Genomic DNA, 19,158 nt, shown 5'->3' with positions numbered 1-19,158 from the left:
GCCGGCTCGCCGGCCCCCGACCCCACCCGAGAATTAGCAGTACAGACGACGACATAGGGGACAGAGTGCTCGACGTCAACTTCTTCGACGAGCTGCGCATTGGTCTCGCCACCGCCGACGACATCCGTCAGTGGTCGCACGGCGAGGTCAAGAAGCCTGAGACGATCAACTACCGCACCCTGAAGCCGGAAAAGGACGGACTCTTCTGCGAGAAGATCTTCGGTCCGCAGCGGGACTGGGAGTGCTACTGCGGTAAGTACAAGCGCGTCCGGTTCAAGGGCATCATCTGTGAGCGCTGTGGCGTCGAGGTGACCCGCTCCAAGGTCCGTCGTGAGCGGATGGGGCACATCGAGCTCGCTGCTCCGGTGACCCACATCTGGTACTTCAAGGGCGTGCCGAGCCGGCTGGGCTACCTGCTGGACCTCGCCCCCAAGGACCTCGAGAAGATCATCTACTTCGCCTCGTACGTCGTGACGAGCGTGGACGCGGAGTCGCGTCACCGTGACCTCTCGACGATCGAGAACGAGATCCTGGCCGAGAAGCGGCAGTCCGAGAACAGCCGCGACTCGGAGATCGAGAAGCGGGCCGCCAAGCTCGAGGCCGACCTGGCCGAGCTGGAGGCCGAGGGTGCCAAGGCGGACGTCCGGCGCAAGGTCAAGGAGGGCGGAGAGCGCGAGATGCGCCAGATCCGCGACCGGGCCCAGCGCGAGATCGACCGCCTGGACGAGGTGCTGGACACCTTCCGCAAGCTGGAGCCGAAGCAGCTGGTCACCGACGAGCTGCTCTACCGCGAGCTGCGCGACCGGTTCGGTGAGTACTTCACCGGCTCGATGGGCGCCGAGGCCATCAAGGCGCTGGTCCAGAACATGGACCTCGACGCCGAGGCCGAGAGCCTGCGGGAGACCATCCGGTCCGGCAAGGGCCAGCGGAAGATCCGGGCGCTCAAGCGGCTCAAGGTCGTGGCGGCGTTCCTGAACACCCGCAACTCGCCGCTCGGCATGGTGCTGGACTGCGTCCCGGTCATCCCGCCGGACCTGCGCCCGATGGTGCAGCTCGACGGTGGCCGGTTCGCGACCTCGGACCTGAACGACCTGTACCGCCGCGTGATCAACCGGAACAACCGCCTCAAGCGACTGATCGACCTCGGCGCGCCCGAGATCATCGTCAACAACGAGAAGCGGATGCTCCAGGAGGCCGTCGACGCGCTGTTCGACAACGGCCGCCGCGGCCGGCCGGTCACCGGTCCGGGTAACCGCCCGCTCAAGTCGCTCTCCGACATGCTCAAGGGCAAGCAGGGCCGCTTCCGGCAGAACCTGCTGGGCAAGCGCGTCGACTACTCCGGCCGTTCGGTCATCGTGGTCGGCCCGAAGCTCAAGCTGCACCAGTGTGGTCTGCCCAAGCAGATGGCGCTGGAGCTGTTCAAGCCGTTCGTGATGAAGCGGCTGGTCGACCTCAACCACGCACAGAACATCAAGTCCGCCAAGCGGATGGTCGAGCGTCAGCGCCCGGTCGTGTGGGACGTGCTGGAAGAGGTCATCGGCGAGCACCCGGTGCTGCTCAACCGGGCGCCGACCCTGCACCGCCTGGGCATCCAGGCCTTCGAGCCGCAGCTGGTCGAGGGCAAGGCGATCCAGATCCACCCGCTGGTCTGCACCGCGTTCAACGCCGACTTCGACGGTGACCAGATGGCGGTGCACGTGCCGCTGTCCGCCGAGGCCCAGGCCGAGGCTCGGATCCTGATGCTGTCGTCGAACAACATCCTCAAGCCGGCCGACGGCAAGCCGGTCACCATGCCCACCCAGGACATGGTCATCGGCCTGTACCACCTCACCCACCTCACCGCCGGTGAGAAGGGCGAGGGCCGGGCGTTCAGCTCGGACGCCGAGGCGCGGATGGCGTTCGACAACGGCGAGCTACACCTGCAGGCTCCGGTGAAGATCCGCCTGCGTGACGTGATCGGTGTCGACAACGGCGCCGGCGCCGAGGCGTGGAGCGCCCCGGAGGGCTGGGTCGAGGGTGAGCCGCTGACCGTGGAGACCACCCTCGGTCGGGTGCTGTTCAACGAGACGCTGCCGCAGGGCTACCGCTTCGTGAACTACGAGATCCGCAAGGGTCAGCTCTCCGCGATCGTCAACGACCTCGCCGAGCGCTTCCCCAAGGTGGCGCTGGCCGCCACCCTGGACGGGCTCAAGGAGGCCGGTTTCCACTGGGCCACCTGGTCCGGCGTGACGATCGGCATGGAGGACGTCATCGCTCCGCCGCGCAAGGCGGAGATCCTGGCGAAGTACGAGAAGGAAGCCGACCGGATCGACAAGCAGTACCAGCGTGGTCTGATGACCGCCGAGGAGCGTCGCGGCGAACTCATCGAGATCTGGACCAAGGCGACCAACGAGGTCGCCAAGGAGATGGACACCGCGCTGCCGCAGGAGAACCCACTGTGGAAGATGATCAACTCGGGTGCCCGCGGTAACCTGCTCCAGCTCCGGCAGATCGCGGCGATCCGTGGTCTGGTGGCCAACCCGAAGGGCGAGATCATCCCGCGGCCGATCAAGGCCAGCTACCGGGAGGGTCTGTCCGTGCTGGAGTACTTCATCTCCACGCACGGTGCCCGTAAGGGTCTCGCCGACACCGCGCTGCGGACCGCCGACTCGGGTTACCTGACCCGTCGTCTGGTGGACGTCTCCCAGGACGTGATCATCCGCGAGGAGGACTGCGGCACCGACCGGGCGATCCCGATGCAGATCGGCGAGCGCCTGGAGGACGGCAGGCTGGTCGTGCACGAGCACGCCGAGACCAGCGTGCACGCCCGTACCCTGGCCGACGACATCAAGGGGCCGGACGGCACCGTCGTCGCCGAGCGGGGTCAGGACATCAACTCGATCGGGGTCGACAAGATCGTCGCCGCCGGCGTGGAGACGGTCCGGGTGCGCAGCGTGCTCACCTGCGAGTCGAAGCTGGGTGTCTGCGGTGCCTGCTACGGGCGTTCGCTGCCGACCGGCAAGACCGTGGACGTCGGCGAGGCGGTCGGCATCATCGCCGCCCAGTCGATCGGTGAGCCGGGTACGCAGCTGACGATGCGTACCTTCCACACCGGTGGTGTCGCGGGTGAGGACATCACCCAGGGTCTGCCGCGTGTCCAGGAAATCTTCGAGGCTCGGGTCCCGAAGGGTAAGGCGCCCATCGCCGACACCCCGGGTCGGATCCGGATCGAGGACGGCGAGCGCTCCCGGAAGATCATCGTGGTGCCGGACGACGGCAGCGACGAGATCGTCTACGACAAGATCTCCAAGCGGGTCCGGCTGCGGACCCACGACGGTGGTCACGTCGAGGTCGGCGAGAAGCTCACCGAGGGCACCATCGACCCGCACGAGCTGCTGCGCATCCTCGGTCCGCGCGCGGTCCAGGTCCACCTGACCCAGGAGGTCCAGGAGGTCTACCGCTCGCAGGGCGTGCTCATCCACGACAAGCACATCGAGATCATCATCCGCCAGATGCTCAAGCGGGTGACGGTCATCGACTCCGGCTCGACCGAGTTCCTGCCGGGTGTGCTGGTCGACCGGGCGCTGTTCGAGTCGGAGAACCGCCGACTCGTCTCGGAGGGCGGCGAGCCCGCCGCCGGTCGTCCGGTGCTGATGGGTATCACCAAGGCCTCGCTGGCCACCGACTCCTGGCTCTCGGCGGCCTCCTTCCAGGAGACCACCCGGGTGCTGACCGACGCTGCGATCAACTCGCGCAGCGACTCGCTGGTCGGCCTCAAGGAGAACGTGATCATCGGTAAGCTCATCCCGGCCGGTACCGGCATCAGCAAGTACCGCAACGTCCGGGTCGAGCCGACCGAGGAGGCCAAGGCCAAGGTCTACTCGATGACCGGTTACCCGGAGACCGACTACGGGTTCGGGCCGGCCAGCGGGCAGGCTGTGCCGCTGGACGACTTCGACTTCGGGTCGTACCGCTAAGCACCAACACCGACGAGGCCCCCGGCACCTGCCGGGGGCCTCGTCGTGTCCGGACCTGCCCACCCGCACATCGGGTTGGGCAGAATGGGGGCATGACCACCGCAGCCGGCCAGGTGTCCAGCGCGCAGGGCCCCCGCCATCCGCTGGATCCCGATCCGGCCCGGGCCACCAAGGCGCGGGCGGTGTTCGCGCTGGGGCTGCTCGGGATGCTGACCGGCCTGTTCATCGGTGGTGTGGTGCCGGCGACGGTGGCCCTCCAACTGTCCCGCCAGGCGCGCCGCGAGGCGTACGCCTCGGGGGGTTTCCTGACCGGCGGCGCCTGGCTGCGGCGCGGGGAGCGGATGGCCTGGGCCGGCCTGGTGCTGGTCGCGGTCAGCGTGGTGGTCGCAGTGGTGATCGGCGTGGTCCGGTTGGCGGGCGCGCCGTTCGGCCACGACTACCCGACGAACATGGACTGACCCGATCCGCGGTCGCGCCCGGCGTGGGCGGTGGAACCTCCGGCGGTAGCCTGGCCGTGTCCGCCGCACGGCGGTGGTGGCCTGTCGACAGGAGGACCTCGTGACGGAACCGGCGCGGCCCCCGGCGGACGAGCCGGCCGGGCATCCTGGCGCGCCGACCTCGCCGCCGGCCCCGACCCCGGCCCCGGCCCCGGCTCCGGTCGAGCCAAACGCCTGGGCGCGGCCCGATCCGGACCGGCAGCCGGACGCGCCGGCGGCCGTGTCGCCGGCGCCCGCGCCGCACCCTGACGTGCCGACCTGGGGCGCACCGCCGCCTTCCGCGACGCCGCCGGGCTGGGGTGCACCGCCTCCCTCGACCCCGCCCGGCTGGGGCGGGCCGCCGCCTTCCGCGACGCCGCCTGGCTGGGGTGCACCGGCACCCGGCTCCGGGTTGACGCTGCCCGGTGGGGGTGCGGTCGCCGCGTCCGGCTCCGGCCAGCCGTACGCGGTCTCCGGTGCGCCGGCCCCGCCGCCCGGTTGGGGGCAGCCGCCGTCCGGGTACGGGCCCCCGCCGGGGTGGGGGCAGCCGGCGCACGCCCCCGGTTATGGGCCCCCGGTGCCGCCACCGACCGACGACCGGCCCCGCCCGCCGAAGCGGGTGGAGTCGGTGCCCGGTACGCCGTACGGCGTGGTGTACCTGGACGTGGCCCCGGTCACCTCGGGCCTGGCCGTCGGGGCGTTGGTGGCCGGCATCGCGTCGATCCTGGTGTCGTTGCTGGTGATCTGCTTCGGCGTGGCCTTCGCGAACGAGGGTGGGGTCTGGGCGGCCGGCGCGTTCGCCGTGCTGGGCGCGCTGGCCGGGGTGGCCGCCGTCGTCGCCGGCCTGCTCGGCCAGCGGCAGATCCGCCGGCCCGCAGGTCCGTCCGCGGTCCGGTTCACCGGTCGAGGGCTGGCGGTGGCCGGTCTCAGCTGCGGTGCGGCGGGAGCGTTGCTCAGCCTGCTGGCCCTGGGCCTGTCCCTGGTGATCTCCCTGACGTGAGGCTGGTCACCGTCCGGATCGCCGTGCGGCCCGGTTGTCGCAGGTCCCGGGACGGGTCTGCGGTGCCGGCTGCGGGGGCGACGGGTGGTCCGGTGGGGAAGCCGGTACACTTGTATCCGTAGGTGCCCATCACGGGCGACGGGGCAGGGCATGATCCGGCTGGCGGGTGTGAGACGGCCGCCGGGCCAATCCGTTTTGACCTGGGCGGCTGTGGTAGGTACTCTTTCCCCTTGTGCCCGGGCATGCCCGGGCAACTCGTGCGTGCGCTGGTTCCGGTGATCCGGATGGCGAGCACGACAAGCCAAAGATCCGGCGCGGGGCGACCCGCGTGCCGGTGACAGAAAACCCCGGTAGGTCCGCGAAAGCGTCCGTACCGGGACCGTGAGCTGGGCGACACGCCCGACCGCGGGTGCCGGGACCTCCGCAAGGTGGCCCTGGTCGGAATGTAGGAGAGCCGGTCATCAGGCCGGCTAACGAGCAGACGGCGCGGCCGCGACAGCGGCCGAAGGGAGCGGAGAAACCCGGTGCCCACGATCCAGCAGCTGGTCCGAAAGGGCCGCCAGGCCAAGACGACCAAGACCAAGACCCCGGCGCTGAAGGGTTCCCCTCAGCGGCGCGGCGTGTGCACCCGCGTGTACACCACCACCCCGAAGAAGCCGAACTCGGCGCTGCGCAAGGTCGCTCGTGTGAAGCTCAGCAGCCAGATCGAGGTGACCGCCTACATCCCCGGTGTGGGTCACAACCTCCAGGAGCACTCGATCGTGCTCGTGCGCGGCGGCCGGGTGAAGGACCTCCCCGGCGTGCGTTACAAGATCGTCCGCGGTTCGCTGGACACCCAGGGTGTCCGTAACCGCAAGCAGGCGCGCAGCCGTTACGGCGCGAAGAAGGAGAAGAGCTGACATGCCGCGTAAGGGACCCGCTCCGCGGCGGCCGCTGGTCGCTGACCCGGTGTACAACTCGCCGCTGGTCACCCAGCTGGTGAACAAGATCCTGCTCCGCGGCAAGCGTCAGCTCGCCGAGTCCATCGTGTACGCGGCCCTCGAGGGCTGCCGCGAGAAGTCCGGCACCGACCCGGTCGTCACCCTCAAGCGGGCGATGGACAACGTCAAGCCGACCCTCGAGGTGCGCAGCCGTCGTGTCGGTGGCGCCACCTACCAGGTTCCCGTCGAGGTTCGCCCCGCCCGGGCGACCACGCTGGGCCTGCGGTGGCTGGTCACCTACTCCCGCGCACGCCGCGAGAAGACCATGGTCGAGCGGCTCATGAACGAGCTGCTGGACGCGAGCAACGGCCTCGGTGCCGCCGTCAAGCGGCGCGAGGACACGCACAAGATGGCCGAGTCCAACAAGGCCTTCGCGCACTACCGCTGGTAACACCCTGGTTCCGGCGCTCTCGGGCGCCGGAACCGCCACCAGTTGAGTCGAGACGACGATAAGTAGGGATTGAAGTGGCCGCCGCAGACGCGCTCGCCAACGTACGCAACATCGGCATCATGGCGCACATCGATGCCGGTAAGACCACGACCACCGAGCGGATCCTGTTCTACACCGGTATTACGTACAAGATCGGTGAGGTCCACGAGGGCGCTGCCGTCATGGACTGGATGGAGCAGGAGCAGGAGCGTGGTATCACCATCACCTCCGCTGCTACCAAGTGTGAGTGGAAGGGCCACACGATCCAGATCATCGACACGCCTGGCCACGTCGACTTCACGGTCGAGGTCGAGCGGTCGCTGCGGGTACTGGATGGTGCGGTCGCGGTCTACGACGGTGTCGCCGGCGTGGAGCCGCAGACCGAGAACGTCTGGCGGCAGGCCGACAAGTACAACGTCCCGCGGATGTGCTTCGTCAACAAGCTCGACCGGACCGGCGCCGACTTCTTCCGCTGCGTGCAGATGATGATCGACCGGCTGAACGCGACCCCGCTGGTGCTCCAGATCCCGATCGGGCTCGAGGGCGACCACATCGGCGTCGTGGACCTGGTCGGCATGCGCGCTCTCACCTGGCGCGGGGAGACCCAGAAGGGTGAGGACTACGCGATCGAGGAGATCCCGGCCGAGCTGGCCGACTCCGCGGCCGAGTGGCGCGAGAAGCTGATGGAGACCCTGGCCGACGTCGACGACTCGGTGATGGAGAAGTACCTGGAAGGCGAGGAGGTCTCCGTCGAGGAGATCAAGGCCGCCATCCGGCGTGCCACCATCGCCGGCAAGGCCAACCCGGTGCTGTGCGGCTCGGCGTTCAAGAACAAGGGCGTCCAGCCCATGCTCGACGCCGTGGTCGACTTCCTGCCGTCGCCGCTGGACGTTCCGGCGATCGAGGGTACGGCCCCCGACGGCGAGACCCCGCTGCTGCGTAAGCCGTCCAACTCGGAGCCCTTCTCCGGCCTGGCCTTCAAGATCCAGACGGACAAGCACCTGGGCAAGCTCACCTACGTGCGGGTCTACTCCGGCACGCTCGATTCCGGTTCCCAGGTGGTCAACTCCACCAAGGACCGCAAGGAGCGGATCGGCAAGATCTACCAGATGCACGCCAACAAGCGGGAAGAGCGTCCGTCGGCGCAGGCCGGTGACATCATCGCCGTGCAGGGTCTCAAGCAGACCACCACCGGTGACACGCTCTCCGACCCGGCGAACCCGGTCATCCTGGAGTCGATGACCTTCCCGGAGCCGGTCATCTCGGTGGCGATCGAGCCGAAGACCAAGTCCGACCAGGAGAAGCTGGGCACGGCCATCCAGCGCCTGGCCGAGGAGGACCCGACCTTCCGCGTCCAGCTGGACGAGGAGACCGGTCAGACGGTCATCTCCGGCATGGGTGAGCTGCACCTGGACATCCTGGTGGACCGGATGCGCCGCGAGTTCAACGTCGAGGCCAACGTCGGCAAGCCGCAGGTGGCGTACCGCGAGACGATCCGCCGCAAGGTGGACAAGATCGAGTACACCCACAAGAAGCAGACCGGTGGTTCGGGTCAGTACGCCCGCGTCATCGTGAGCGTCGAGCCGCTTCCGCTGGACAACGACTCGCCGACCTACGAGTTCGCCAACGCCGTCACCGGTGGCCGCATCCCGCGGGAGTTCATCCCGTCGGTCGACGCCGGTGCCCAGGACGCCCTGCAGTACGGCATCCTGGCGGGCTTCCCGCTCGTCGGTGTGAAGCTGACGCTGCTGGACGGCCAGTACCACGAGGTCGACTCCTCGGAAATGGCATTCAAGATCGCCGGCTCGATGGTGATGAAGGAGGCGGCCCGCAAGGCCGACCCCGCACTGCTCGAGCCGATGATGGCCGTTGAAGTCACCACTCCTGAGGAGAACATGGGTGACGTCATCGGCGACCTCAACTCCCGCCGCGGCATCATCCAGGCGATGGAGGAGCGCAGCGGCGCCCGCATCGTCCGGGCTCTGGTGCCGTTGTCGGAGATGTTCGGCTACGTCGGCGACCTGCGGTCGAAGACCCAGGGCCGGGCTAGCTACAGCATGCAGTTCGACTCCTACGCCGAGGTTCCGCAGAGCGTCGCGAAGGAGATCATCGCCAAGGCAACGGGCGAGTAACTGCCCCGAGCAGGTGATTCGTGGTCGGTCGCGGGAGGGTTCACCCGCCCGCGGCCACCACGATCGGGTTGCGTGAGACCGGGCCTGTAGGCTTCATCGCCGCAGAACCCACAAAAGCTCTCCGGCCGTTCAGGCCGGAAAGGCTGTCGACAGAGTCCTAAGCGCCGACCGGCGCGCCGGGCGTACGAACCAAGAAGTCCACAGGAGGACACCAGTGGCGAAGGCGAAGTTCGAGCGGACTAAGCCGCACGTCAACATCGGCACCATTGGTCACATCGACCACGGTAAGACGACGCTGACGGCGGCCATCACCAAGGTCCTGCACGACCAGTTCCCGGACCTGAACCCGTACACGCCGTTCGACGAGATCGACAAGGCGCCGGAGGAGAAGGCCCGCGGCATCACGATCTCGATCGCGCACGTCGAGTACCAGACCGAGGCGCGGCACTACGCGCACGTCGACTGCCCCGGCCACGCGGACTACATCAAGAACATGATCACCGGTGCCGCGCAGATGGACGGCGCGATCCTGGTGGTCGCGGCGACCGACGGCCCGATGCCGCAGACCCGCGAGCACGTGCTGCTGGCCCGCCAGGTTGGCGTGCCGTACATCGTCGTGGCGCTCAACAAGAGCGACATGGTCGATGACGAGGAGCTCCTGGAGCTCGTCGAGCTCGAGGTGCGCGAGCTGCTCTCCTCGCAGGAGTACCCGGGTGACGACCTGCCGGTCGTTCGGGTTTCGGCGCTGAAGGCCCTCGAGGGTGACCCCGAGTGGACCGGCAAGCTCCTGGACCTGATGACCGCGGTCGACACCGCGATCCCGCAGCCGGAGCGCGAGACCGAGAAGCCGTTCCTCATGCCGATCGAGGACGTCTTCACGATCACCGGTCGTGGCACCGTCGTCACCGGTCGCGCCGAGCGCGGCATCCTCAAGCCGAACGAGGAGGTGGAGATCGTCGGTATCCGCGAGAAGTCGCAGAAGACGGTCTGCACCGGTATCGAGATGTTCCGCAAGCTGCTCGACGAGGCCCGCGCGGGCGAGAACGTCGGTCTGCTGCTGCGTGGCATCAAGCGCGAGGACGTCGAGCGCGGCATGGTGGTCGTCAAGCCGGGCACCACGACCCCGCACACGGAGTTCGAGGCGACGGTCTACATCCTCTCCAAGGAGGAGGGCGGCCGGCACACCCCGTTCTTCCAGAACTACCGTCCGCAGTTCTACTTCCGGACCACGGACGTCACCGGTGTCGTCACCCTCCCCGAGGGCACCGAGATGGTCATGCCGGGTGACAACACCACCATGTCGGTGAAGCTGATCCAGCCCATCGCCATGGAGGAGAACCTCAAGTTCGCGATCCGCGAGGGTGGCCGCACCGTCGGTGCCGGGTTCGTCACCAAGATCATCAAGTGAGCTAGGTAACCCCGATTAGACCCGCCGCCGGTCGTGCGGCATACTAGTCAGGTTGCGTAACGACAGTTCGTCGCCTGTGTTCGGCTTTCGCTGAACCTCCGGGTGACGGCACAGTCGAGCGTAGGGTGGTTGGCGGCCCAGTCGCCAACCACCCTCGCACGGCGTTCAGGTCGCGGTAATGCGATCGGCGCCTTGACCCACCGCGCGGTCAGGACCGCTCCGGAGTCCCGGGGCGGAGCCCGGCCCGAGGGCGCGACACGCCCGACCGCGGGGGTCGGCGAAGTGGGCCTGTACCAGCCGGTACAGGCGCCCGCAACACAGCGGCATCGAGAGAAGGAACAGAAGCCACCATGGCGGGACAGAAGATCCGCATCCGGCTCAAGGCCTATGACCACGAGGTCGTCGACTCCTCGGCGCGGAAGATCGTCGAGACGGTGACGCGTACCGGGGCGCAGGTCGCGGGCCCGGTGCCGCTGCCCACGGAGATCAACCGTTTCTGCGTTATCCGCTCGCCGCACAAGTACAAGGACTCGCGCGAGCACTTCGAGATGCGCACGCACAAGCGGCTGATCGACATCATCGACCCGACCCCGAAGACGGTCGACTCGCTCATGCGCCTCGACCTGCCGGCTGGCGTCGACATCGAGATCAAGCTGTAGGGACCGGACAAATGGACAGGCAAGTCAAGGGGATCCTGGGCGCCAAGCTCGGCATGACCCAGGTCTGGGACAACAACCGCGTTGTTCCCGTGACCGTGGTCGAGGCCGGCCCGTGCGTCATCAGCCAGGTTCGTAGCGCCGAGAAGGACGGTTACTCCGCGGTCCAGCTGGCCTACGGCACCATCGACCCGCGCAAGGTCAAGAAGCCGATCAGCGGGCACTACGCGAAGGCGGACGTGGCGCCGCGCCGGCACATCGTCGAGCTGCGCACCACGGACGCGTCGGAGTACTCGCTCGGCCAGGAGGTCACGGTCGAGGAGTTCCCGGCGGGCGTCACGATCGACGTCACCGGCAAGACCAAGGGCAAGGGCTACGCCGGCCCGATGAAGCGGCACGGCTTCCACGGTCTGCGCGCCAGCCACGGTGTCGAGCGCAAGCACCGCTCGCCCGGCTCCATCGGCGCCTGCGCCACTCCGGGTCGTGTCTTCAAGGGCACCCGGATGGCCGGCCGGATGGGTGGCGTGCGCTACACCGTGCAGAACCTCACCGTCCAGGCGGTCGACACCGAGAACAACCTCCTGCTCGTCCGTGGTGCCATTCCTGGCCCCAAGGGCGCGCTGGTTCTGGTCCGTACCGCGGCCAAGAGCAAGGTGAAGAAGGGCGGTGCGGCCAAGTGACCACCGTTGACGTGCGCACCGTCGAAGGCACCACCAGCGGCTCCGTCGAGCTGCCGGCGGACATCTTCGACGTGCAGGCCAACGTCGCGCTGATGCACCAGGTCGTGGTGGCCCAGCTCGCGGCGGCCCGACAGGGCACGCACAAGACCAAGACCCGCGGCGAGGTCGCCGGCGGCGGCAAGAAGCCGTACAAGCAGAAGGGCACCGGTCGCGCCCGGCAGGGCTCGATCCGCGCCCCGCAGTTCGCCGGCGGTGGCGTGGTGCACGGTCCCGTGCCGCGCGACTACAGCCAGCGGACCCCGAAGAAGATGAAGGCCGCCGCGCTGCGCGGTGCCCTCTCCGACCGGGCCCGCGCCGGGCAGGTGCACGTCGTCGAGGCGTTCGTCTCGGGCGAGAAGCCGTCGACCAAGGCGGCCCTGGCCACGCTGACCAAGCTCACCGAGGCCCGTCGGGTCCTGGTCGTGCTGAGCAGCACCGACGAACTGAACTGGGTGTCGCTGCGCAACGAGCCGCGGGTGCACCTGATCGAGTCCGGCCAGCTGAACACGTACGACGTGCTGGTGGCCGACGACGTGGTCTTCACCAAGGACGCCCTGGACGAGTTCCTGGGCGTGCCCGCCGAGACCACCGAGGAGGGTGGCAAGTGAGCACGATCGCCGACCCGCGCGACATCATCGTGGCGCCGGTCGTCTCGGAGAAGAGCTACAGCGAGCTGAACCGGAACTGGTACACCTTCCTGGTGCACCCGGACGCGAACAAGACCGAGATCAAGATCGCTATCCAGCAGATCTTCAACGTCCGCGTCCTGACGGTCAACACGCTCAACCGCCAGGGTAAGCGCAAGCGCACCAAGACCGGCTTCGGTCAGCGCAAGGCGACCAAGCGGGCGATCGTGAAGCTGGCTGACGGTGACCGCATCGAGGCCTTCGGCGGCCCGGTCAGCTGAGGGGTGTAGACAATGGCTATCCGTAAGTACAAGCCGACGACGCCGGGCCGACGTGGCTCCAGTGTCGCCGACTTCGCCGAGATCACCCGGTCCACGCCGGAGAAGTCGCTGCTGGCTCCGCTGCCGAAGAAGGGCGGGCGTAACGCCCACGGCCGGATCACCACGCGGCACCACGGTGGAGGTCACAAGCGCCAGTACCGTCTGATCGACTTCAAGCGGGTCGACAAGGACGGCGTGCCGGCGAAGGTCGCTCACATCGAGTACGACCCGAACCGCACGGCGCGCATCGCGCTGCTGCACTACGCCGACGGCGAGAAGCGGTACATCATCGCGCCGAAGGACATGAAGCAGGGCGACCGCGTCGAGTCCGGTCCGGGCGCCGACATCAAGCCCGGCAACAACCTGCCGCTGCGCAACATCCCGGTCGGTACCACGATCCACAACGTGGAGCTGCGCCCGGGTGGCGGGGCCAAGCTGGCCCGTTCCGCCGGCGTGGGCATCCAACTGCTCGGCCGTGAGGGCGCGTACGCGACCCTGCGTATGCCGTCCGGTGAGATCCGGCGTGTGGATGTGCGCTGCCGCGCCAGCATCGGCGAGATCGGCAACGCCGACCAGTCGAACATCAACTGGGGCAAGGCCGGCCGTATGCGGTGGAAGGGCAAGCGCCCGACCGTCCGTGGTGTCGCCATGAACCCGGTCGACCACCCGCACGGTGGTGGTGAGGGTAAGACCTCCGGTGGTCGCCACCCGGTCAACCCGCAGGGTAAGCCCGAGGGCCGCACCCGCCGTAAGGGCCAGCCGAGTGACCGGCTGATCGTCCGCCGCCGCTACGCCACGCGTAAGCGCGGCTGAGGGAGATAAGACATGCCTCGCAGCCTGAAGAAGGGCCCGTTCGTAGACGCCCACCTACTCAAGAAGGTGGAACTGCAGAACGAAAAGGGCACGAAGAACGTGATCAAGACCTGGTCGCGGCGCTCGACGATCATCCCGGAGATGCTCGGGCACACGATCGCGGTGCATGACGGACGCAAGCACGTCCCGGTGTTCGTGACCGAGGCGATGGTCGGGCACAAGCTCGGCGAGTTCGCGCTGACCCGCACGTTCAAGGGTCACGAGAAGGACGACCGGAAGAGCCGTCGGCGCTGACGCCGCGGGCATACGGATAGAGGGAACAAGGGGTTACAGCGATGCCAGGAAAGGGCGACGCTCCGGTGCTTCCGGGCGCGCGGGCGGTTGCGCGGCACGTGCGCATCTCGCCGATGAAGGCGCGCCGGGTGGTCAACCTCGTCCGCGGCCTGCCCGCGAAGGAGGCGCTCACGGTGCTGCAGTTCGCGCCGCAGGCTGCGAGCGAGCAGGTGTACAAGGTGCTCGCTAGCGCGATCGCCAACGCGGAGAACAACGAGCGGCTGGACCCCGACGCGCTGCTCGTCAGCGAGGCGTTCGTTGACGAGGGCCCGACGATGAAGCGGTTCCAGCCTCGGGCGCAGGGTCGGGCGTACCGGATCCGCAAGCGGACCTGCCACATCACCGTGGCGGTCGAGGCGGTCGCGCCGGCAGCGCCGAGGAAGGCCGCGGCCAAGAAGGCCGCACCGGCCACGGAGGCCGCACCGGCCGAAGCGCAGAGCAAGACGGAGGGCGCCGAGTAATGGGTCAGAAGGTTCACCCCACTGGGTTCCGGCTCGGCATCTCGACCGACTGGAAGTCCCGCTGGTTCGCGGACAAGCTCTACAAGGACTACATCGGCGAGGATGTCAAGATCCGCCGGATGATGTCCAAGGGCCTCGAGCGCGCCGGCATCTCCAAGGTCGACATCGAGCGCACCCGCGACCGGGTCCGCGTCGACATCCACACCGCTCGGCCGGGCATCGTCATCGGCCGTAAGGGTGCGGAGGCCGACCGGATCCGCGGCGAGCTCGAGAAGCTCACCGGCAAGCAGGTCCAGCTGAACATCATCGAGGTGAAGAACCCCGAGTCGGACGCTCAGCTCGTCGCGCAGGGCGTGGCCGAGCAGCTGTCCAGCCGGGTCAGCTTCCGTCGGGCGATGCGCAAGGCCATGCAGTCGGCGATGAAGAACCCGGTCTGCAAGGGCATCCGGGTTCAGGTCTCGGGTCGCCTCGGCGGCGCCGAGATGAGCCGGACCGAGTTCTACCGTGAGGGCCGGGTTCCGCTGCACACGCTGCGGGCCAACATCGAGTACGGCTTCTTCGAGGCCCGTACCACGTTCGGCCGGATCGGTGTGAAGGTCTGGATCTACAAGGGCGACGCCGTCCCGGGCCGGGAGGCTCCGGCCGAGGCCGGTCCGTCCCGCCCGCGTCGTGGTGAGCGTGGCGACCGTCCCGAGCGTCCGCGCCGTGGCCGGTCGGGTTCGTCCGGCACGACGGCCGGTGGCACCGAGGCCGGCCGGGCTGCTGCGACCACCATCGCGCAGCAGGCCGAGACGCCGAGCGGCGAGCCGGTCGACAGCGCAGCTGTCGCGGCCGCGGCTGCTCCGGCAGAAACGCAGCAGGAGGGCTGACAGATGCTGATGCCGCGCAAGCCCCCGAAGGGCTTCCGCAAGCCGCACCACCCGGACCGCAGTGGCGCGTCCAAGGGTGGTAACCGGGTGGTGTTCGGCGAGTTCGGGATCCAGGCTCTCGAGCCGGCGTACGTGACCAACCGCCAGATCGAGTCGGCGCGTATCGCGATGACCCGTCACATCAAGCGTGGCGGCAAGGTCTGGATCACGATCTTCCCGGACCAGGCCCTCACCAAGAAGCCTGCCGAGACCCGGATGGGTTCCGGTAAGGGTTCGCCCGAGTGGTGGGTCGCCAACGTCAAGCCGGGGCGGGTTCTCTTCGAGATGTCCTTCCCCAACGAGCAGATCGCGCGAGAGGCCATGCGTCGCGCGATCCACAAGCTCCCGATGAAGTGCCGCATTGTTACGCGCGAAGTGGGTGAATCCTGATGGCAGCGGGCGTTAAGGCGACCGAGCTGCGTGAGCTCTCCGAGGAGGAGCTGGTCACGAAGCTGCGGGAGGCCAAGGCGGAGCTGTTCAACCTCCGCGTGCAGGCCGCAACCGGGCAGCTGGACAACAACCGGCGGTTGCAGGTCATCCGTCGGGAGATCGCCCGGATCTACACGATCATGCGCGAGCGCGAGCTGGGGCTCTCGGCCGCGCCGACCGAGGTGACTTCGTGAGCGAGCGAAGCGAGCGTAAGGGAGCTCGAGCATGAGCGAAAACACCGCAGCGAGCGCGCAGCGCTCGCGCCGCAAGGTCCGTGAGGGCCTGGTGGTCAGCGACAAGATGGACAAGACCGTCGTGGTCGAGGTCGAGGACCGGGTTCGGCACGCTCTGTACGGCAAGATCATGCGCCGTACGAGCAAGCTGAAGGTGCACGACGAGCAGAACGCCGCCGGCACCGGCGACCGGGTCCTGATCATGGAGACCCGGCCGCTGAGCGCCACCAAGCGTTGGCGGATCGTGGAGATCCTGGAAAAGGCCAAGTAGCGAAGGCTCGAGCTCGCCCGGCGTTGCGTCGGGCGTAGGTTCCGCCAGGCTCCGGCCGCTACGGCGGCCGGAGAACCGGCAGACATAGGAGATAGACGTGATTCAGCAGGAGTCGCGACTGCGCGTCGCCGACAACACGGGTGCTCGGGAGATCCTGTGCATCCGGGTTCTCGGTGGCTCCGGTCGGCGCTACGCGAGCATCGGCGACGTCATCGTGGCCACCGTCAAGGACGCGATCCCGGGTGCCGGTGTCAAGAAGGGCGACGTCGTCAAGGCCGTCGTCGTTCGCACCGCCAAGGAGAAGCGGCGGCCGGACGGCTCGTACATCCGCTTCGACGAGAACGCCGCCGTCATCATCAAGGACGGCGGGGACCCGCGCGGTACCCGCATCTTCGGCCCGGTGGGTCGGGAGCTGCGGGACAAGCGGTTCATGAAGATTATTTCCCTCGCGCCGGAGGTGTTGTGACCGTGAAGGTCAAGAAGGGCGACACGGTCGTCGTCATCGCCGGCAAGGACAAGGGTGCCAAGGGCAAGGTCATCGCGGCCTACCCGCGGCAGGACAAGGTCCTGGTCGAGGGCGTGAACCGGGTCAAGAAGCACACCCGCATCAGCACCACCCAGCGTGGCGCCAAGACCGGCGGCATCGTCACCCAGGAGGCCCCGATCCACGTCTCGAACGTGCAGGTCCTGGACTCCGACGGCAAGCCGACCCGCGTCGGTTACCGGATCGACGACAACGGCCAGAAGGTCCGCATCGCGCGTAGCACCGGTAAGGACCTGTGATGACCACGGCTACCGAAAAGACCATGCCGCGCCTCAAGGAGCGGTACCGCAACGAGATCGTGGCCCAGCTGCGTGAGCAGCACAGCTACGGCAACCCCATGCAGGTGCCGCGGCTGGTCAAGATCGTCGTCAACATGGGTGTCGGCGAGGCTGCTCGCGACGCCAAGCTGATCGACGGCGCGGTCCGCGACCTCGCCACGATCACCGGCCAGAAGCCGCAGGTGCGGCGGGCGACCAAGTCCATCGCGCAGTTCAAGCTCCGCGAGGGCATGCCGATCGGCGCGAAGGTGACCCTTCGCGGCGACCGGATGTGGGAGTTCCTGGACCGGCTGCTCTCCATCGCGTTGCCGCGTATCCGCGACTTCCGCGGTCTGGACGGGCGCAAGCTGGACGGGCACGGCAACTACACGTTCGGTCTGACCGAGCAGTCGGTGTTCCACGAGATCGATCAGGACAAGATCGATCGCCAGCGGGGCATGGACATCACGGTGGTCACGACCGCCACGACTGACGACGAGGGCCGGGCGCTGCTCAAGCTCCTGGGCTTCCCGTTCAAGGAGAACTGAGATGGCCAAGAAGGCGCTGATCCTCAAGGCGGCCGCGAAGCCGAAGTTCTCGGTTCGCGCGTACACCCGCTGCCAGCGGTGCGGGCGTCCGAAGGCGGTCTACCGCAAGTTCGGGCTCTGCCGGGTCTGCATCCGGGAGATGGCCCACCGCGGTGAGCTGCCGGGCGTGTCCAAGGCTTCCTGGTAAGGGCGACCGCGTCCCGGCTGTCAGCCGGGAACTCCTGCACCGATTAGGTATTGCTCTTCGCCGTAGGCCCGGGGCTGATGCCCCGGGAACCCCGGCGAGAAAGGCTGACGAAATCCATGACGATGACCGACCCGATCGCAGACATGCTCACGCGTCTGCGTAACGCCAACCAGGCGTACCACGATCAGGTGAAGATGCCCTACTCCAAGATCAAGGCGAACATCGCCGAGGTCCTGAAGGCCGAGGGTTACATCGCCACCTGGTCGGTCGAGGAGCCCGAGGAGGGCGCCGTCGGCAAGCGACTGGTCGTCGAGCTGAAGTACGGCCAGAACCGCGAGCGGAGCCTGGCCGGCATCAAGCGCGTGTCCAAGCCCGGTCTCCGGGTGTACGCCAAGTCGGACGGGCTCCCGCGGGTGCTCGGTGGGCTGGGCGTGGCGATCATTTCGACGTCCCAGGGGCTGCTGACCGACCGGCAGGCCCGCAAGCGGAGTGTTGGCGGGGAAGTCCTCGCCTTCGTCTGGTAACGGGAGACAGGTAGAAATGTCGCGAATTGGACGTAAGTCGATCCCGGTGCCAGCCGGCGTCGACATCACGATCGACGGGCAGACCGTCAAGGTCAAGGGCCCCAAGGGCCAGCTCCAGCACACCCTCGCCGAGCCGATCACGATCGAGCGGGCCGAGGATGGGCAGCTGAGCGTCAACCGGCCGAACGACGAGCGCAAGGCCAAGGAACTCCACGGCCTGAGCCGTACGCTGGTTGCCAACATGATCGTCGGGGTCACCGAGGGCTACCGCAAGAGCCTGGAGATCGCCGGCACCGGTTACCGGGTCACCGCCAAGGGTTCGGACCTCGAGTTCGCGCTCGGGTTCTCGCACCCGGTGGTCGTTCCCGCCCCGGCGGGCATCACCTTCACGGTGGAGCGGCCGACCCTGTTCCACGTGGCCGGCATCGACAAGCAGCAGGTCGGTGAGGTCGCCGCCAACATCCGGAAGATCCGTCCGCCGGAGCCCTACAAGGGCAAGGGCGTGAAGTACCAGGGCGAGGTCATCCGCCGCAAGGCCGGAAAGGCAGGTAAGAAGTGAGCGCCACGCTGCTCAAGCGCCGCCGCGGCGTCGCCGCCAAGCGCGCCGTTGGGCGTGCGCGTCGGCACTTCCGCGTCCGCAAGAACGTCAGCGGTACGTCCGAGCGTCCGCGCCTGGTCGTCACCCGTTCGCTGCGGCACATGGTCGCCCAGATCGTCGACGACACCAAGGGCCACACCCTGGCGTCGGCGTCGACCCTGGACGCCTCGCTGCGCGGTGCGGAGGGCGACAAGAGCGCCCTCGCCGGCAAGGTGGGCGCGCTGCTCGCCGAGCGGGCCAAGGCCGCCGGCGTCTCCAAGGTCGTCTTCGACCGCGGTGGCAACCGGTACGCGGGGCGAGTCGCCGCGCTTGCCGACGCCGCCCGCGAAGCCGGGCTCGAGTTCTAACA

Annotated in this window: 25 protein-coding genes; all 25 read left to right on the top strand. The window is 68.2% G+C overall.

Features of this window, described 5'->3' with window-relative positions:
• Window positions 1-65 precede the first annotated feature (65 nt).
• The 25 genes from AB0H52_RS08790 (at window position 66) to rplR (ending at window position 19,156) form a co-directional block, all read left to right on the top strand.
• Window positions 66-3,956: a DNA-directed RNA polymerase subunit beta' gene (locus tag AB0H52_RS08790; protein ID WP_151488764.1), complete on the top strand. Its 3,891-nt coding sequence runs from the start codon at window positions 66-68 to the stop codon at window positions 3,954-3,956.
• A gap of 92 nt (window positions 3,957-4,048) precedes the next feature.
• Window positions 4,049-4,414, top strand: coding sequence for a hypothetical protein (locus AB0H52_RS08785; protein WP_151488765.1), 366 nt, complete (start codon window positions 4,049-4,051; stop codon window positions 4,412-4,414).
• 637 nt (window positions 4,415-5,051) lie between these two features.
• Window positions 5,052-5,432, top strand: a complete 381-nt coding sequence (locus AB0H52_RS08780; protein ID WP_151488139.1) for a hypothetical protein — start codon at window positions 5,052-5,054, stop codon at window positions 5,430-5,432.
• 524 nt (window positions 5,433-5,956) lie between these two features.
• Window positions 5,957-6,331: a 30S ribosomal protein S12 gene (gene rpsL / locus AB0H52_RS08775; protein WP_007465318.1), complete on the top strand. Its 375-nt coding sequence runs from the start codon at window positions 5,957-5,959 to the stop codon at window positions 6,329-6,331.
• 1 nt (window position 6,332) lies between these two features.
• Complete coding sequence (rpsG, locus tag AB0H52_RS08770; RefSeq protein ID WP_076466673.1) at window positions 6,333-6,803, top strand: 30S ribosomal protein S7; 471 nt, start codon at window positions 6,333-6,335, stop codon at window positions 6,801-6,803.
• Between the two features lie 74 nt (window positions 6,804-6,877).
• Window positions 6,878-8,974, top strand: coding sequence for an elongation factor G (gene fusA, locus AB0H52_RS08765; protein WP_151488133.1), 2,097 nt, complete (start codon window positions 6,878-6,880; stop codon window positions 8,972-8,974).
• Between the two features lie 214 nt (window positions 8,975-9,188).
• Complete coding sequence (gene tuf, locus AB0H52_RS08760; RefSeq protein ID WP_151488132.1) at window positions 9,189-10,382, top strand: elongation factor Tu; 1,194 nt, start codon at window positions 9,189-9,191, stop codon at window positions 10,380-10,382.
• Window positions 10,383-10,732: 350 nt separating this feature from the next.
• A complete protein-coding gene (gene rpsJ / locus AB0H52_RS08755) occupies window positions 10,733-11,041 on the top strand; it encodes a 30S ribosomal protein S10 (RefSeq protein WP_007073037.1) in 309 nt (102 codons plus the stop codon).
• Between the two features lie 11 nt (window positions 11,042-11,052).
• Complete coding sequence (gene rplC, locus AB0H52_RS08750; RefSeq protein WP_151488131.1) at window positions 11,053-11,718, top strand: 50S ribosomal protein L3; 666 nt, start codon at window positions 11,053-11,055, stop codon at window positions 11,716-11,718.
• A complete protein-coding gene (gene rplD / locus AB0H52_RS08745; protein WP_151488130.1) occupies window positions 11,715-12,365 on the top strand; it encodes a 50S ribosomal protein L4 in 651 nt (216 codons plus the stop codon). The genes rplC and rplD overlap by 4 nt, the downstream gene beginning before the upstream one ends.
• Window positions 12,362-12,664 carry a 50S ribosomal protein L23 gene (gene rplW, locus AB0H52_RS08740; protein ID WP_007465304.1) on the top strand — a complete coding sequence of 101 codons (303 nt, stop codon included), beginning with the start codon at window positions 12,362-12,364 and terminating at the stop codon, window positions 12,662-12,664. The genes rplD and rplW overlap by 4 nt, the downstream gene beginning before the upstream one ends.
• Window positions 12,665-12,676: 12 nt before the next feature.
• Window positions 12,677-13,516 carry a 50S ribosomal protein L2 gene (gene rplB / locus AB0H52_RS08735; protein WP_030329891.1) on the top strand — a complete coding sequence of 280 codons (840 nt, stop codon included), beginning with the start codon at window positions 12,677-12,679 and terminating at the stop codon, window positions 13,514-13,516.
• Between the two features lie 12 nt (window positions 13,517-13,528).
• Window positions 13,529-13,810 carry a 30S ribosomal protein S19 gene (gene rpsS / locus AB0H52_RS08730; RefSeq protein ID WP_151488129.1) on the top strand — a complete coding sequence of 94 codons (282 nt, stop codon included), beginning with the start codon at window positions 13,529-13,531 and terminating at the stop codon, window positions 13,808-13,810.
• 41 nt (window positions 13,811-13,851) lie between these two features.
• Window positions 13,852-14,310, top strand: coding sequence for a 50S ribosomal protein L22 (gene rplV / locus AB0H52_RS08725; protein WP_139585967.1), 459 nt, complete (start codon window positions 13,852-13,854; stop codon window positions 14,308-14,310).
• Window positions 14,310-15,179 carry a 30S ribosomal protein S3 gene (gene rpsC, locus AB0H52_RS08720; protein ID WP_007465294.1) on the top strand — a complete coding sequence of 290 codons (870 nt, stop codon included), beginning with the start codon at window positions 14,310-14,312 and terminating at the stop codon, window positions 15,177-15,179. Before rplV ends, rpsC begins: the two co-directional genes overlap by 1 nt.
• Window positions 15,180-15,182: 3 nt before the next feature.
• Window positions 15,183-15,608, top strand: a complete 426-nt coding sequence (gene rplP / locus AB0H52_RS08715; RefSeq protein WP_007465292.1) for a 50S ribosomal protein L16 — start codon at window positions 15,183-15,185, stop codon at window positions 15,606-15,608.
• Window positions 15,608-15,841 (top strand): 50S ribosomal protein L29, encoded by a 234-nt coding sequence (gene rpmC / locus AB0H52_RS08710; protein ID WP_151488128.1) that lies wholly within the window; start codon window positions 15,608-15,610, stop codon window positions 15,839-15,841. Before rplP ends, rpmC begins: the two co-directional genes overlap by 1 nt.
• A gap of 31 nt (window positions 15,842-15,872) precedes the next feature.
• Entirely contained in the window at window positions 15,873-16,151 is a 279-nt protein-coding gene (gene rpsQ / locus AB0H52_RS08705) for a 30S ribosomal protein S17 (protein WP_151488127.1), read from the top strand.
• 97 nt (window positions 16,152-16,248) lie between these two features.
• Window positions 16,249-16,617, top strand: a complete 369-nt coding sequence (gene rplN / locus AB0H52_RS08700) for a 50S ribosomal protein L14 (protein WP_007073026.1) — start codon at window positions 16,249-16,251, stop codon at window positions 16,615-16,617.
• Window positions 16,614-16,934 carry a 50S ribosomal protein L24 gene (gene rplX / locus AB0H52_RS08695; protein ID WP_007465276.1) on the top strand — a complete coding sequence of 107 codons (321 nt, stop codon included), beginning with the start codon at window positions 16,614-16,616 and terminating at the stop codon, window positions 16,932-16,934. Before rplN ends, rplX begins: the two co-directional genes overlap by 4 nt.
• The gene (gene rplE, locus AB0H52_RS08690) at window positions 16,934-17,500 is read left to right on the top strand and encodes a 50S ribosomal protein L5 (RefSeq protein WP_088987580.1); all 567 of its coding nucleotides are present in this window, start codon (window positions 16,934-16,936) and stop codon (window positions 17,498-17,500) included. The genes rplX and rplE overlap by 1 nt, the downstream gene beginning before the upstream one ends.
• A 1-nt stretch (window position 17,501) precedes the next feature.
• Window positions 17,502-17,687 (top strand): type Z 30S ribosomal protein S14, encoded by a 186-nt coding sequence (locus tag AB0H52_RS08685; RefSeq protein ID WP_007073023.1) that lies wholly within the window; start codon window positions 17,502-17,504, stop codon window positions 17,685-17,687.
• Window positions 17,688-17,803: 116 nt separating this feature from the next.
• A complete protein-coding gene (rpsH, locus tag AB0H52_RS08680; protein WP_007465270.1) occupies window positions 17,804-18,211 on the top strand; it encodes a 30S ribosomal protein S8 in 408 nt (135 codons plus the stop codon).
• A 16-nt stretch (window positions 18,212-18,227) separates the two neighbouring features.
• A complete protein-coding gene (gene rplF, locus AB0H52_RS08675) occupies window positions 18,228-18,770 on the top strand; it encodes a 50S ribosomal protein L6 (RefSeq protein WP_124860508.1) in 543 nt (180 codons plus the stop codon).
• The gene (rplR, locus tag AB0H52_RS08670; protein WP_151488126.1) at window positions 18,767-19,156 is read left to right on the top strand and encodes a 50S ribosomal protein L18; all 390 of its coding nucleotides are present in this window, start codon (window positions 18,767-18,769) and stop codon (window positions 19,154-19,156) included. The genes rplF and rplR overlap by 4 nt, the downstream gene beginning before the upstream one ends.
• The last annotated feature ends 2 nt before the right edge of the window (window positions 19,157-19,158 follow it).

The organism is Micromonospora sp. NPDC050695 (genome assembly GCF_040654415.1).
Taxonomy (GTDB): Bacteria; Actinomycetota; Actinomycetes; order Mycobacteriales; family Micromonosporaceae; genus Micromonospora.
This window is presented reverse-complemented; position numbering and strand designations above follow the sequence as displayed.